This is a genomic window from Pandoraea sp. PE-S2T-3, assembly GCF_002179965.1.
Classification (GTDB): domain Bacteria; phylum Pseudomonadota; class Gammaproteobacteria; order Burkholderiales; family Burkholderiaceae; genus Pandoraea.
Genome location: NZ_NGUQ01000010.1, coordinates 24,964 through 38,829, shown reverse-complemented (window position 1 = coordinate 38,829; position 13,866 = coordinate 24,964). Strand labels below are relative to the sequence as shown.

The window sequence follows — 13,866 nt, the reverse complement described above, 5'->3', positions numbered from 1 at the left end:
GAATCCTCAGATACTGAATAGACGATTTAAACAGAGTGACGGGCGCTGCATCACATGACGCAGACGCCCTTCAAAACGAATTTACTTGCTCTTGGCGCTGATGATGCCTTCGCTCACGTTCTTCGGAGCTTCAGCGTAGTGCTTGAACTCCATCGTGTACGTGGCGCGGCCTTGCGTGGCCGAACGCAGCGACGTCGAGTAGCCGAACATTTCCGACAGCGGAACTTCAGCGCGCACGATCTTGCCGCCGCCGACCATGTCGTCCATGCCCTGGATAATGCCGCGACGCGACGACAAGTCGCCCATCACGTTACCCATGTAGTCTTCCGGCGTTTCGACTTCGACAGCCATCATCGGCTCGAGAATCACCGGGCTGGCGCGACGCATGGCTTCCTTGAAAGCCATCGAACCGGCCATACGGAACGCGTTTTCGTTCGAGTCCACATCGTGGTACGAACCGAACGTCAGGCGAACCTTGACGTCAACCACCGGGAAGCCGGCCAGAACACCGTTCTTGAGGGTGTCTTGAATACCCTTGTCGACCGCCGGGATGTATTCGCGAGGAATGACACCGCCCTTGATCTCGTCGAAGAACTCGTAGCCCTTGCCTTGCTCGTTCGGTTCCAGCGTGATGACCGCGTGACCGAATTGGCCGCGACCACCCGACTGCTTGACGAACTTGCCTTCGACGTCCGTCGCTGCCTTGCGAATGGTTTCGCGGTAAGCAACTTGCGGTGCGCCGATGTTGGCTTCCACGCCGAATTCGCGCTTCATACGGTCCACCAGAATTTCGAGGTGGAGCTCGCCCATACCCGAAATGATGGTTTGACCCGATTCTTCATCGGTCTGCACGCGGAACGACGGGTCTTCCTGCGCCAGGCGGTTCAGGGCGAGGCCCATCTTTTCCTGGTCGACCTTGGTCTTCGGCTCGACAGCCTGCGAAATCACCGGCTCCGGGAACACCATGCGCTCGAGCACGATCGGGGCGGTCGGGTCGCACAGCGTGTCACCCGTGGTCGCGTCCTTCAAACCGACGGCTGCGGCGATGTCGCCTGCACGCACTTCGTCGATTTCTTCGCGCTGGTTCGCGTGCATCTGCACGATACGGCCCAGGCGTTCCTTCTTGCCCTTGACCGAATTCAGCAGCGTGTCGCCCTTGTTCACAACGCCCGAGTAGACGCGGAAGAAGATCAGCTGGCCAACGAACGGGTCGGTCATGATCTTGAATGCCAGCGACGAGAACTTCTCGTCATCGGCAGCGCGGCGCTCGACCGGCTCTTCCTTGTCGTTCGTGCCCTTGACCGGCGGAATGTCGATCGGCGACGGCAGGAAGTCGATCACGGCGTCCAGCATACGCTGCACACCCTTGTTCTTGAACGCAGTACCGCACAGCATCGGCTGGATTTCGCAAGCGATGGTACGCGTGCGCAGGCCCAGGATGATGTCTTCTTCGGAGAGGTCGCCCTCTTCGAGGTACTTGTTCATGAGCGCTTCGCTCGACTCGGCAGCAGCCTCGACCATGCTTTCACGCCACTTCTTGGCTTCCGCTTGCAGCTCGGCCGGCACGTCGACGTAGTCGAACTTCATGCCTTGCGAAGCCTCGTCCCACAAGATTGCCTTCATCTTGATCAGGTCGACGACGCCCTTGAAGTTTTCTTCGGCACCGATCGGCACCACCACCGGCACCGGGTTGGCCTTCAGGCGGTTCTTCAGCTGGTCATAGACCTTGAAGAAGTTTGCGCCGGTACGGTCCATCTTGTTGACGAACGCCAGACGCGGCACGCCGTACTTGTTGGCCTGACGCCACACGGTTTCCGACTGGGGCTGCACGCCACCCACAGCGCAATACACCATGCACGCGCCGTCAAGAACACGCATCGAGCGCTCGACTTCAATCGTGAAGTCGACGTGACCCGGGGTGTCGATGATGTTGATGCGGTGCTTTTGGTAATTGTTCGCCATGCCGGACCAGAAGCAGGTCGTGGCAGCCGACGTAATCGTGATGCCACGCTCTTGTTCCTGCTCCATCCAGTCCATCGTCGCGGCGCCATCGTGCACTTCACCGATTTTGTGGTTCACACCGGTGTAGAACAAAATGCGCTCGGTCGTCGTGGTTTTACCGGCGTCGATGTGAGCGCTAATACCGATGTTGCGGTAGCGCTCGATAGGGGTTGTACGAGCCACTTTAAGCCTCTTTCAATGTAGCCGCCATTTTTGAGGGGGCTACTAACACAAACGGGCGAGGCGCAATTTCTCATGCGCACCCGCCCCGGTTTCTGCTCTAGGTACTGCCTGCCAGCGTCAGAAGCGGAAGTGCGAGAAGGCCTTGTTGGCTTCAGCCATGCGGTGAACTTCGTCACGCTTCTTCATCGCACCGCCACGGCCTTCCGAGGCTTCGATCAGCTCGCCTGCCAGACGCAGGGCCATCGACTTTTCGCTACGCTTCTTCGCGGCCTCACGCAACCAACGCATCGCCAATGCCATACGACGCGACGGACGCACTTCGACCGGAACTTGATAGTTTGCACCGCCAACACGGCGGCTCTTCACTTCAACCACCGGCTTCACGTTACCGAGAGCGGTGTTGAAGATTTCCAGCGGATCCTTGCCCGCCTTGGTTTGGATCTGCTCGAAAGCACCATAAACGATGCGTTCTGCCACCGACTTCTTGCCGGCAAGCATCAACACGTTCATGAATTTAGCGACATCAACGTTGCCGAACTTCGGATCGGGCAACACTTCGCGCTTGGGGACTTCGCGGCGACGCGGCATAATTTCTTCCTTAATTGTTTCAGTCGGAGCCAGGCTCCAGGCCACCTACTAGCCCTTCTCGGGCCGAGTGACCACTTACTCAGTGACGATTCAACACCATCACCGAACGTATGTCCGTGAGGCTGCTTAGGCCTTCGGACGCTTCGCGCCGTACTTCGAACGGGCTTGCTTACGGTCCTTGACGCCTTGCGTGTCGAGGCTACCGCGCACCATGTGGTAACGCACACCCGGCAAGTCCTTCACACGACCGCCGCGAATCAGCACGACCGAGTGTTCCTGCAGGTTGTGGCCTTCACCGCCGATGTACGAGATGACCTCGAAACCGTTGGTCAGGCGCACCTTGGCAACTTTACGCAGTGCCGAGTTAGGCTTCTTGGGCGTCGTCGTGTACACACGGGTGCACACACCGCGACGCTGCGGGCAGTCCTGCAGGGCCGGGCTCTTGCTCTTGATTTGAGCAGAGGTGCGCGGCTTGCGGACCAATTGGTTAATCGTTGGCATTGTGATTTCCTAAATGTGTCAAAAGCATGACAACCAAGGCGGGCTACCATGCAGATTTACTGCGCACTTCCCGGTAACTCCTGCGGATTACCCGCACCTAACCGCTTGATGCGCAAGCATTTTGGGTTGGGCACGCGCCTACCGCCGGAAAAACCGGAGCCTGCGACTATACATGGGGGATGTGCAAGTGTCAATGCAGCCGCATGCGTTTTCGCTCGGTAAGTCGTTGATTGTTAACGGCTCCGCGGGATGCCCGGCCCGACACCGCCGAGCATCCATCCTCTCACTGCGGCAGGATTCAGGCATTGCGACCGATATGTATGCAGACTAAACTGCATTACGACGCTGCATAGCGAAAAATCTCCATACATTCTACCGACATCCGCCATGGACGCCTCCCACGACACCCTGCGCGCCACCTTCTGGAAGCCCGCGCTGTTGGCCGGCAAAGGCCCGCGTTATCTGCGCTTGGCCAGCTTCATCGAGCAAGCCGTCGCGGATGGCCGGCTGCGCCCCGGTGACCGGTTGCCCGCGCAGCGTGAGCTCGCCTCGTGGCTTGGCATCGACTTCACCACGGTCACGCGCGCCTACAACCGGGCCCGCGAGCGCAACGCCATCGAGGGGCGCGGGCCGCTGGGCACGTTCGTGAGCACGCCCCGTGTGACCTTCGAACAGGTGCTCGATCTGGGGATGAACATTCCCCCCGCGCCGTCCGATCTTTTCCTCGGAGAATTGCTCCAGCAAGGGATCGACGAGGTGCTCACGCACACCGACGCATCCATGCTCATGGCTTACCAACTGGGCGATGGCGGCATTGCGGACCGGCAGGCCGGCGCCCTCTGGCTGGCCCCCATGCTCGGTGAGCTCGACGCGTCGCAGGTGGCCGTATGCCCGGGCGCACAGGCCACCCTGGCTGCGCTAATACTCACCGAGACGGCGCGCGACGAAACCATTTTGTGCGAGCCGATCGTGTATCCGGGCATCCGCAGCGCCGCCCGCACGCTGGAGCGCAAGCTCGTTGCGGTGGCGACCGACGACGACGGCATGCTGCCCGACGCGCTCATCGCTGCCGCCCGTGAGCACAAGGCCCGTGTCGTCTATCTGAATCCGACGCTGCAAAACCCGACCGCACGCACCATGCCCGAGGCCCGCCGGCGCCAGCTGCTCAACGTTGCCGAGACGCTCGACCTGACAGTGATCGAAGACGATCCGTACTGGCGCCTCGCCCACCGGGCCCCGCCGCCGCTCGCGCGTCTCGCACCGCACCGTGTGCATTACATTGCAACGCTGTCGAAATGCCTCACACCTGGCTTGCGCACGGCCTATCTGCGCCTCGCCGACGCCCGCCGGCGCGACGCATTTCTGGGCACGCTGAATGCGTTTGCCCTGATGGCGCCGCCGCTGATGACCGGGCTGGCCACCCAATGGATTCACAACGGCATGGCCGACCGTATCCTGGCCGGTGTGCGCAGTGCCGCCGCGCAACGCCAGACCATCGCCGCCGAGGTGCTGGGCGACGTTGGCGCGACGCCTGAACAGGGCATCCATCGGTGGCAGTCGCTCCCCGCACCATGGACCGCGCGCGAATTGACGATGGCAGCCCGTGCCGAAGGCTTGGCGGTGACCCCCGCCGACGCGTTCTGCCTGACGCCCGACGCGCCCAACGCCATCCGCATTTCGCTGGGCGGTGTACGAGATCCCGAACGTCTCGCCAGCGCGCTCAAAAGACTGAAATCGCTGCTGAGCGAAGCGCCGCCCAGCGTGCACACGGCGATTGTCTAGACGCGCTGCGTCGAGTTCACCAGAAACCGCAACGCGCTACGCCGAAACCGACAAACGCAACCTGCGCGAATGGGAACACTGCGAAGCACCACGGGATAGGCCCGTGGTGCTGACCGGAATGACCCCTTATGCGCATTGAAAAATGGCTGACGGCGGCATTGGCCGCCACATCGGGGATGCCGATCAATACGGCCCCTACCTCCGATTTTGCCGACGCGTTTGTCGCCGGCGAGCACCCGCCGGCCTCCGGCGCCGGCCCATCGCCCCCACCCAGACCGACTGCCATGCGGCGCGCCAGCGTCCCGGCTTACGCGCCAACCGCAGCACCTACGTTCAGGTCGACCTTGACGTCGGCATCTGCCGCCGCTTCTGCCTCCCCTACCGCACCGCCGTCCGCATCCCGGTCCAAAAGCACCGCGTCGCCCTCACAGCCCTTCGACTGGTCACGTCCGCCGATCACGCGCGCAGCGTATCTGGCCGAACAACTGGCACATGTCCGGCCGGTCTGCGTCGTTGGCAGCCGGATGGACAGCGGCGATTGCCTGCTCGACGTGCCTGCGGGCGAAAGGACATATGTTCGCGTCAGCGAATTGATGCGACGCGGCTGCGAGAAGTCGCTGCCTGAGCGCATGCAAGCTGCGCTTTCCGCCAGCCGCCGCGACGCAGACACCCTCGACGCGGGTTTCGAAGCCCGCTTCGCGAGCGAATCGCAGGGCCGGTACGCCGCCAAATCCATCGCGCAGCGCCTGCACGAGCGCATCGGTGCACTGGCGCCGGAGTTGCGCGAGGCGCTAGCCGAAAGCGGCGCGTATATCGAAGTGCCACGTCTGAGCTTCCAGCGCGTCGTACGCGGCACGCAGGAAGCTCAGCGGAACAACCTGTTCCTGCGCATTCCCGATCGCGACGTGCCGGTACCGACCGGCGAGGCACTGACCAACGAAGCCACGTTGGGGGCGTTCGTCCGCATTCCGGGGCAAGGCGGCGTCCGTACCTTCGTCGTCTCGCTGAGCACGCAGGCCACGATCGAGCCAGTGCAGCACGACCCCATGACCTACACCGGCCTGCATCTGGATCACTTGTTTGGCGACGTGCCCGAGTACTACGTCGTCAGCCGCATTCACATCCAGAAACTGGCGGCGGGCGACGATCTCGTCCACACCCTGTCGAAAAGGCTCCATGAGGGGCATCGACGCTACTGGGACTTTGCGTACGGCAAAACCCGGGAGCAGGCCGCCCGCAATTCACATGCCGATGTCCGGCAACCGCCCTGCGAGCCCCGGTCCAGACGGCTGTCGCGCACGCAAATGCTGTTCCGGCGTGTCTCATTGGGCTGATGGCCACCGCGCCGGAACCGGGCGATGCCGCTAAAAAAGGCATAAAAAAGCGCCGCCCGGGCGGCTTTCCCCCTTGATGCGCACCCGCCCTGTCAAATACCGTAGCCGAAGGTGTCGCAAACGGCGTATCCCGTGTCACCCGGCGCGTTTTATTTGATGCCGCGAATTCGTACACTCCGAGACTTCGTCTGTCACGACGCCTCTCCTCCTATTTCCATATCCCCATGCAGGCGAGTTTCGAAAAAGACAGCATTCTGGTACTCGATGTCGACGGCACGCTCACGGATTCGGTGCGCATTCACCAGCGCGCACTGCTGGGCGCCATGGAGTCGCTGGCCTTCGAGGCATTGAATACCGACTGGGGCAGCTACCCGCATCACACCGATACGGGGATTCTGATCCATGCGCACGCCGAGAATGGCCGCGCGCTGCCGCAGCCGCACGATCTCGCGCGCTTCGAGCATGAGATCGACGAACGCTTCACGGCGCTGCTCAACGCCCACGGGCTGGCGGAGATCCCCGGCGCACGCGCCTTTGTCGAAGCGGCGCACCGGTCACGCTGGGGCGTGGTGTTCGCCACCGGCGGCATCCGGCAGGTCAGCCATCGCAAGCTGCGCTCGGTCGCCATCGACTACACCGATGCCATGCTCATCACCGCGTCGGAATACAGTTCGCGCGAGCAGTTGGTGAGCGAGGCCATCAAGCGCGCGCAGGCGGGTTACGGCATCACGAATCCGCGCGCGATCGTGTCGATTGGCGACGGCATGTGGGATCTGAAGGTGGCGCGCACGCTCGGCATCGACTTCGTCGGCATCGGCTCGAAGCGTCAGCGCTCACCGCTTTACGCCGAGGGCGTGCCGGTCTACGACGATATGTGGGAAGCCATGCACTGGCTCAATCCGGGTGCCGGCCGCGCGTCAGGTATTCGCTTGGCGTCACGCCCATAAGGCGGCGAAACATCGTGGAGAAAGCGCTCGGCGTGTCGTAGCCGACTTCGAGCGCCACCTGCGTGATGGGCCGCCCGGCCCCCAGCAGCGGCAATGCGCCGAGCAGTCGCATGTGTTGCCGCCATTCCCGAAACGGCAAGCCGAACTCCGTCATGAAACGGCGCTCCAGCGTACGGCTCGATGCGCCGACCTCGGACGCCCAATCCTGCAAGCTGCGCATGTCGGCCGGCGTGGCCAGATAGGCGTCGAAAATCTTGCGCAGGCGGGTGTCGACCGGCACCTGCAAGTGCAACGGCGTGTCGCTCTTCCACTCGATTTCCTGCAACAGCAGGGCGATGACCAGACCGTCCTTGCCGTCGGCCATCCAGTCCTTGGGGAGTGCCATCGCGCGCAGAATCAGCTCGCGCAGCAACGGGGTGACACGGATGGCCACCGGCGTGTCGGGGGCGCTCAGACCGCAGCGCGCCACGTCGACGTACATCGTGCGCATTTCGACTTTGCCCCGCATACGCACTTCATGCGAGACGTTCCCCGGAATCCACAACGCGCGTTGCGGCGGTATTACCCAGAACGACGTATCCGTGCGCACTTCCATGATCCCGGCACGCGCGAACATCAATTGCGCACGCCGGTGGCTATGGGGCGTCACGATGAAACCGTCCGGATAATCTTTCGCCAGCGCGCCGACGGGGCGGTCGTGACCTGGACCATCCAGGGTTACCGCACTTGAGATCGGCATCGGGCCATTTTTCGGCGTTATAGGCGACCACGCCAGCGTAACACCGCCGACACACGCTCACCAAGCCGATTGCCCTCGATGGCCGCCTCGATTGCCTTACCGCGTCATCTGGATCAGAAGGGCTTCACGATGACCATGACGACGATAACGGCCATCGACACCAGCGTGATGGGCAGCGCCCGCTGAAAAAGCGAGGGCGACGGTTGCATTACCCCGTCGCGCTCCAGCCTGCGCAGCGTGGCCGAAAGACGCCCGTGCAGCGCCGAGATCACCAGCACGAAGACCAGCTTGACCATCAACCATGGCGCGCTCCACCAATTCGCCATGACAGCCAGCGCCGGGCCGCTCAGCCACACGACGATGAGCGCCGGCGACGCCAGCCGATAGTCGGCTTGCCGGGCGATGCGGCGCCAGTCGGGCTGCGCCAGACGTCCACCAAGCGACATCGCCACCAGCCCGGCAATCAACAAAATCACGGCAATCAGATGTACGGCCTTGATCCACAGATAAAGCATCGATGTCTCCCCAGTCGTTTTCAATTATTTCTAAATTGACAAGAGTTGCTTGACGAATGTCGTGTTTATTGTCGAATCGCGCATCAATAGACTGTAACTGTCGACGATGAGTTACACATCGCCCCCTTCAAAAGACAGGAGAAAACATCATGAAGCGCACTCTTATTACCTCGGCTCTGGTTTCCGCAATGCTTGCTGTGTCGGCCGGTTCGGCCTTTGCCAGCGACGCTTTCGACGGTCCTTCGGAATTCTCGTGGGTCCCGCAAACCAGCGTTCTGACCCGCGCCCAAGTCCGTGAAGAACTGGTCCAGGCCCAGAAGGCCGGCCTCGTGGTTCAACACGACAGCGTCTATCCGAAGGCAGCGCCGAGCGCCCAACCGGTCTCGAGCAGCGCCCCGGTCACCATGGGTTCGGTCGGTGGCTCGCAACGCGCCGGTTCGACCTACTTCGGTTCATAAGCTAAATTGCCGCGCCGCCCGTCCCGCTCAGGGGACTGCGGCGCGGTGCGCGTTCTGCGCATGACGACGCGTCGGCATCGTCCCGACGTTCAGCGTGTTCTCCGGTCTCGTATGGCGGGCGCTGGAAGTTTCAGCCAGCCCGGCATCACCGCAGGCTCCTGTCGCTGTGCGTAGTGGTTCAACGCACAGGACTTTGCCCGTCGCTTCGGCGACGGGCTTTTTTAGCACAGTCTGCCAATGAAAAGCCCGCCCGGAAACTGGGGCGGGCTTTTTTGTATCGCGTTGGCAACGGCTTACTTCGACAGCCACGTCGAGAGGAATGCGAGCGAACGGCCGTGGGCAAGCGCCGCCGACGGCTGGTGGTACGAGCCGCGCGACCAGCAGTTGAAGCCGTGGTCGGCCTGCGGATACACGAAGACTTCGGTATTCGGACGTGACTTCACGGCCTCGGTCACCGCCGTCACGATATCCGGGGTGATATGGCTGTCGAGCGCGCCGTAGTGGAACTGCGTCGGGACGTTGAGGTTGGGGGCTTCGCCGAGATAGTTGTGAATGCCCCCGCCGTAGTACGGCACGGCGGCATCGACCAGACCGCGCGCCGCGGCCAGATACGACACCAAGCCGCCGAAGCAGTAACCGACCGCCGCCACTTTCGCGCCCGCGTCGAGCTTGCCGCGCAGTGCCGTGACGCAGGCGCCGACGTCGGCGACGGCCTTCTCCACGTCGACCGACTTGCGCAACTCCATCGCGCGCGCCATGTCGTCGCCCGAATAGCCGAGTTCGACGCGCGGGGCGGCGCGCCAGAAGATGTCCGGCGCGATCACGACGTAGCCATCCGACGCGTACTGGTCGGCCACACCGCGAATGTGTTCGTTCACACCGAAGATTTCTTGCACCAGCACGATGCCCGGTGCGTTAGCCGTCTTGCCCGACGGCGGCAATGCCAGGTAGGCATCGAAAGTGCCGTCGACGGTTTCGACGCGGATCCATTGACTGTTCGACACGGGAGTGACTCCTCACGAAAAAGGGGGGAAAGCCTGCGCTCGCGACCCGCCGACCGACCGGCCCACCGGCAGCCGTGGGGAACGGCCGCGTCTGGCCGCGGCTGTCGCGCGCAGAAAGGCCGGATCAGTATAGGCACTTTTCGTGATGCGCACCGGGCGTGCCCACGCCCGTCACATAAGGCTCGGCGAGCACCCATGCGCGTCCCGGCGTTGAGCCGGGGCCCATCGCGCCCGATCGCGACGTGGCGCCCCTCGCCCGCCGTTTCAGCCGCCGAACCCATGCACCACCGGCATGACGCCGGGTCACGCCTTGAGCGCAGCCTCAAGCAACTTTGCGACACCACCGAAGCCCGCCACTTGTGCGGCGTCGATACCGTACAAGGCACTCAGCGCGGGCCCGGGGTTCAGGAAATCCACTCGCACCTCGTCGGCGGAAGCCGCCCAGACCATCACCTTGAGCGGCAACTCCAGCCCGGCATGCGGGTTGGCCGCCATGACCGGCGTACCGCCTTTCGGGTTACCGAACAACACCAGTCGCGTCGGTCGCAGCGACAGGCCCGCTGACGCAGCGGCAGCACTCTGATCGATGTCTGCAAAGATCGTCATGCCGTGCTGCTTGAGTGTGTCGATCACGCGCGCGAGCGTCGCATAAAAATCCACCGGGCTGCGCAGCGACGTGACGGCAACCGGGCGAACGAATTCGGTAGTCATGTAGCGCTCCTTCTCAGAGATCCACGGCAGCATGCGGCACGAATTCTCCACGCGGCTGCCAGCCTGCATCGCTCCACACATTACACCTTACACACGGTTACCACCGACCGGTGCGCAGCGATTCGCGCGATACGCTTGGTGCATGCGTTCGATATCTCAGCGCACGTCTTTGCTACGGAGTCCAAATGATGAAGATCACCATCCGCCATCTCACGGGTGTTGTTGCCATGACGATGGCGTTAGCGGCAACGGCCACCACTGCCGCTCACGCCGCGCCGGCCAACACCTCAGATTTGCCCCCGCAAATCGTCCTCGCGCTGAACGGCCCGCAAGGCAACGACATGCCGCCACCGGGTGCCGGGCCGCAGGGCCCCGGCGGCCCTCGCGGCCCGGGTCCGATGGGTCCTCGTGCGCCGGGCGGTCCCGCGTTTGGCGCCATGCGTACTATCGACGAAATCGCCCATCTGTATCGCGTTGGCGGACATCCCGAAAACGTATTGCCGTTCTATCGCGAGACGTTGACGCAAACGCGCGATCCGCTGCTGCGTCACCATTTGCGCGAAGCCATCGCGCGTGAAGAACTGAAGCCGTCCGACACGAACGCGGCGATCTCGACGCTGCGCGCGCAACTGAGCGAGGATCTCGCCGCGCTGCCGTCGCCCGACGGCAAGCGCAGATAAACCACGCGCATCGATGCCAAACGGCCCCGCACGTCAATCGCGCGAGGCCGACATGATGCGTTCGTTCCACTGCGGCAGCCAGTCGAGCAGATACTGTGCGAAACCTTCCGCAGCGGGTGACGCGGCGCGCGACACCGGCCGATACACGCACACCTGACGAATCGTCTCCGGCGAGACGACACGCTGCATCACCAGACCGAAGGTATTGGCGAGCGCCGCGACATAGCCGGGCGTGAGCGTAGACGCGAGCCCCTGCGCCGCGATACCGAGCGCCGTCGTCACGTTATCGACGACATCGATCGGCGTGATGCGGGCGTCGGGCGGCGCGCTCGCGCGCATTTGCTCGACGCTGCGCTCGTGATCGCGTCCGGCGGCCACGAGCGGCGTGTCGCGCAGGTCTTGCCAGCGCAGTCGCTTGCGTCGGGCGAGCGGATGCGAAGGCGCGCACCACAGCACCCACGGACTATCGAACGCCGGGGCCCCGGCGACATGCGCACCAGTGGCGCGATTGGGACCGATGGCGAGATCGAGATCGCCATTGGCAACATGATCGATGAGCGCATCGACCGGGGTATCGACCACGCGCACGACAACCTTCGGACGCAACGCCGCGTAGTCACGAATCGCTGCGGGCAGCGCCATGCCCGCGAGCACGAGCGGCGCCCCCACGCGCACGATCCCGGCGGCACGATTGCGCAAATCGTCGGCGGTCTTCTCCGCCGCCTGCACGTGACGCAACACCGACTCGGCGGACGCAAGGAAGTCGCGTCCGGCACTGGACAGCGCTACGCGTCGCGTCGTGCGATCAAAGATGCGGAAGCCGAGCACGGATTCGAGCTCCGCCACGAGTTGGCTCACCGCCGACGACGTGAGACCAAGCCGCTTGCCGGCTTCGGCAAAGCTGTGCAGTTCGGCAATGGCAACCAGGGCTTCGAACTGGCGCAGCGTGACACGGGTCAGGGGCATGGGGTTTCGATTATCAAGTTTCGCTTACGAATCGACCAAAATCGATTGATTGTTCCGCAAAGGGTCGTCGCCCACAATCGATTTCAAAAATCCCCTTTGATTCTTTGGATCCCTTCGATCCATTGGTGTCGAGATTCTGCGACGCCCCCTGCGAGGTCCCATGCAAGGTCCCATGTTTTCTCACGTCGATGCCTATCCCGGCGACCCGATTCTTGGTCTGAACGAAGCGTTCGGTCAGGACCCCCGACCGCACAAGGTCAACCTGTCGATCGGCATCTATTTCGACGATGCCGGCCGTCTGCCCGTGATGGGCGCCGTGCGCGAGGCGGAAGCCGGCGTGCTGGCCGACATCGGCCCGCGCCCGTATCTGCCGATGGCCGGCACTGCCGCCTATCGCGACGCCGTGCAGGCCCTCGTCTTCGGCGACGCCTGCGCCGCCCGGCGCGACCAACGCATTGCCACTTTGCAGACCCTTGGAGGCGGTGGCGCGTTACGCGTGGGCGCCGACTTCCTCAAGCGCTACTTCCCTGACGCCACCGTGTGGATCAGCGATCCGAGCTGGGACAACCATCGCGTGGTGTTCGAGAGCGCCGGCTTCCCCGTGCAGGCGTATCCGTACTACGACGACGCCACCGGCGGCCTGCGTTTCGACGCCATGCTCGATACGATCGCCAAGCTGCCGCCGCGCAGCATCGTGCTGCTGCACGCATGCTGTCATAACCCGACCGGCGTCGATCTCCCCCCGCAGCAATGGCAAACGCTGATCCCGGTGCTGCGCGAGCGCGGTCTCATCGCCTTCGTCGACATGGCGTATCAGGGCTTCGGCGACGGACTCGATGCCGACGCTTTCGCCGTGCGCGCACTCACCGAGTCGGGCGTACCGACCGTCGTGGCGAACTCGTTCTCGAAGAACTTCTCGCTGTACGGCGAGCGTTGCGGCGCGTTGTCGGTCGTCTGCGCTTCGGCCGAGGAAGCCTCACGCGTCTTCGGACAGCTCACCGGCACGGTTCGCGCGAACTACAGCAACCCGCCGACGCATGGCGCGCGACTCGTCGCGCACGTGCTCACGACGCCCGTGCTGCGTCAGGCGTGGGAAAACGAACTCGACAGCATGCGCACGCGCATCGCTGCGATGCGCGCGGAAATTCACGCGCAGCTCGCGTCACATGTCAGCGACGAGCAGCGCTCGCGCTACCTCGCGCAGCGCGGCATGTTCACGTACACCGGCTTGTCGGCGGCGCAGGCAGACGCGCTACGCGAAACCCACGGCGTCTACATCCTGCGCTCGGGGCGCATGTGTGTGGCGGGGCTCAACACGCGCAATGTCGGCACGGTCGCCAGCGCGATCGCGCAGGTGCTTGCGGGTCATTGAGATGGCATGGCGCGCTTGCGCGCCCTCGATCACGGTTCATCAGAAACACGGAGCGCATGCCTCCGCCAAACGCATGCCGAATCGA

General features: G+C 63.4%; 15 protein-coding genes. 6 read left to right on the top strand and 9 right to left on the bottom strand.

The genetic code is table 11. The features are described from left to right. Positions 1-81: 81 nt before the first annotated feature. From fusA to rpsL, 3 genes are all read right to left on the bottom strand, one after another. Positions 82-2,184 carry an elongation factor G gene (gene fusA / locus CDV46_RS07350; RefSeq protein ID WP_058376385.1) on the bottom strand — a complete coding sequence of 701 codons (2,103 nt, stop codon included), beginning with the start codon at positions 2,182-2,184 and terminating at the stop codon, positions 82-84. 117 nt (positions 2,185-2,301) lie between these two features. Beyond that, positions 2,302-2,772, bottom strand: coding sequence for a 30S ribosomal protein S7 (rpsG, locus tag CDV46_RS07345; protein WP_017232357.1), 471 nt, complete (start codon positions 2,770-2,772; stop codon positions 2,302-2,304). A 126-nt stretch (positions 2,773-2,898) separates the two neighbouring features. Then, a complete protein-coding gene (gene rpsL / locus CDV46_RS07340; protein WP_010804142.1) occupies positions 2,899-3,273 on the bottom strand; it encodes a 30S ribosomal protein S12 in 375 nt (124 codons plus the stop codon). Between the two features lie 387 nt (positions 3,274-3,660). Between rpsL and CDV46_RS07335 the strand changes: the two genes are divergently transcribed. Beyond that, positions 3,661-5,055 carry an aminotransferase-like domain-containing protein gene (locus CDV46_RS07335; RefSeq protein WP_087722211.1) on the top strand — a complete coding sequence of 465 codons (1,395 nt, stop codon included), beginning with the start codon at positions 3,661-3,663 and terminating at the stop codon, positions 5,053-5,055. 307 nt (positions 5,056-5,362) lie between these two features. Here the strand turns inward: CDV46_RS07335 and CDV46_RS26775 are convergent, their stop codons facing one another. Then, complete coding sequence (locus CDV46_RS26775) at positions 5,363-5,686, bottom strand: hypothetical protein (RefSeq protein WP_140413316.1); 324 nt, start codon at positions 5,684-5,686, stop codon at positions 5,363-5,365. On the opposite strand from CDV46_RS26775, the gene CDV46_RS07330 reads away from it, so the two are divergent. Both CDV46_RS07330 and CDV46_RS07325 read left to right on the top strand, forming a co-directional pair. After that, a complete protein-coding gene (locus CDV46_RS07330; RefSeq protein WP_140413315.1) occupies positions 5,685-6,389 on the top strand; it encodes a hypothetical protein in 705 nt (234 codons plus the stop codon). The genes CDV46_RS26775 and CDV46_RS07330 overlap by 2 nt on opposite strands. Before the next feature lie 224 nt (positions 6,390-6,613). Then, positions 6,614-7,336: an HAD family hydrolase gene (locus CDV46_RS07325; protein WP_058376389.1), complete on the top strand. Its 723-nt coding sequence runs from the start codon at positions 6,614-6,616 to the stop codon at positions 7,334-7,336. On the opposite strand, the gene CDV46_RS07320 is transcribed toward CDV46_RS07325, so the two are convergent. Together CDV46_RS07320 and CDV46_RS07315 are read right to left on the bottom strand one after the other, a co-directional pair. Next, positions 7,284-8,075 carry an AraC family transcriptional regulator gene (locus CDV46_RS07320; protein WP_087686331.1) on the bottom strand — a complete coding sequence of 264 codons (792 nt, stop codon included), beginning with the start codon at positions 8,073-8,075 and terminating at the stop codon, positions 7,284-7,286. The two genes, CDV46_RS07325 and CDV46_RS07320, sit on opposite strands and share 53 nt — an antisense overlap. A gap of 113 nt (positions 8,076-8,188) precedes the next feature. Continuing rightward, positions 8,189-8,590: a CopD family protein gene (locus CDV46_RS07315; protein WP_087686332.1), complete on the bottom strand. Its 402-nt coding sequence runs from the start codon at positions 8,588-8,590 to the stop codon at positions 8,189-8,191. Positions 8,591-8,739: 149 nt separating this feature from the next. Here CDV46_RS07315 and CDV46_RS07310 point away from each other — a divergent pair, with 149 nt between their 5' ends. After that, positions 8,740-9,048: a DUF4148 domain-containing protein gene (locus CDV46_RS07310; RefSeq protein ID WP_084656469.1), complete on the top strand. Its 309-nt coding sequence runs from the start codon at positions 8,740-8,742 to the stop codon at positions 9,046-9,048. Between the two features lie 293 nt (positions 9,049-9,341). Here the strand turns inward: CDV46_RS07310 and CDV46_RS07305 are convergent, their stop codons facing one another. Further along, positions 9,342-10,052 carry a dienelactone hydrolase family protein gene (locus tag CDV46_RS07305; protein WP_087686333.1) on the bottom strand — a complete coding sequence of 237 codons (711 nt, stop codon included), beginning with the start codon at positions 10,050-10,052 and terminating at the stop codon, positions 9,342-9,344. Between the two features lie 303 nt (positions 10,053-10,355). Then, positions 10,356-10,763 carry a DUF302 domain-containing protein gene (locus CDV46_RS07300; protein WP_087686349.1) on the bottom strand — a complete coding sequence of 136 codons (408 nt, stop codon included), beginning with the start codon at positions 10,761-10,763 and terminating at the stop codon, positions 10,356-10,358. A 185-nt stretch (positions 10,764-10,948) separates the two neighbouring features. Here CDV46_RS07300 and CDV46_RS27050 point away from each other — a divergent pair, with 185 nt between their 5' ends. After that, positions 10,949-11,443, top strand: a complete 495-nt coding sequence (locus CDV46_RS27050) for a hypothetical protein (protein ID WP_087686334.1) — start codon at positions 10,949-10,951, stop codon at positions 11,441-11,443. A gap of 33 nt (positions 11,444-11,476) precedes the next feature. Here the strand turns inward: CDV46_RS27050 and CDV46_RS07290 are convergent, their stop codons facing one another. Beyond that, positions 11,477-12,409, bottom strand: coding sequence for a LysR family transcriptional regulator (locus CDV46_RS07290; protein ID WP_087686335.1), 933 nt, complete (start codon positions 12,407-12,409; stop codon positions 11,477-11,479). Between the two features lie 172 nt (positions 12,410-12,581). On the opposite strand from CDV46_RS07290, the gene CDV46_RS07285 reads away from it, so the two are divergent. Beyond that, entirely contained in the window at positions 12,582-13,781 is a 1,200-nt protein-coding gene (locus CDV46_RS07285; RefSeq protein ID WP_087722213.1) for an amino acid aminotransferase, read from the top strand. Positions 13,782-13,866 lie beyond the last annotated feature (85 nt).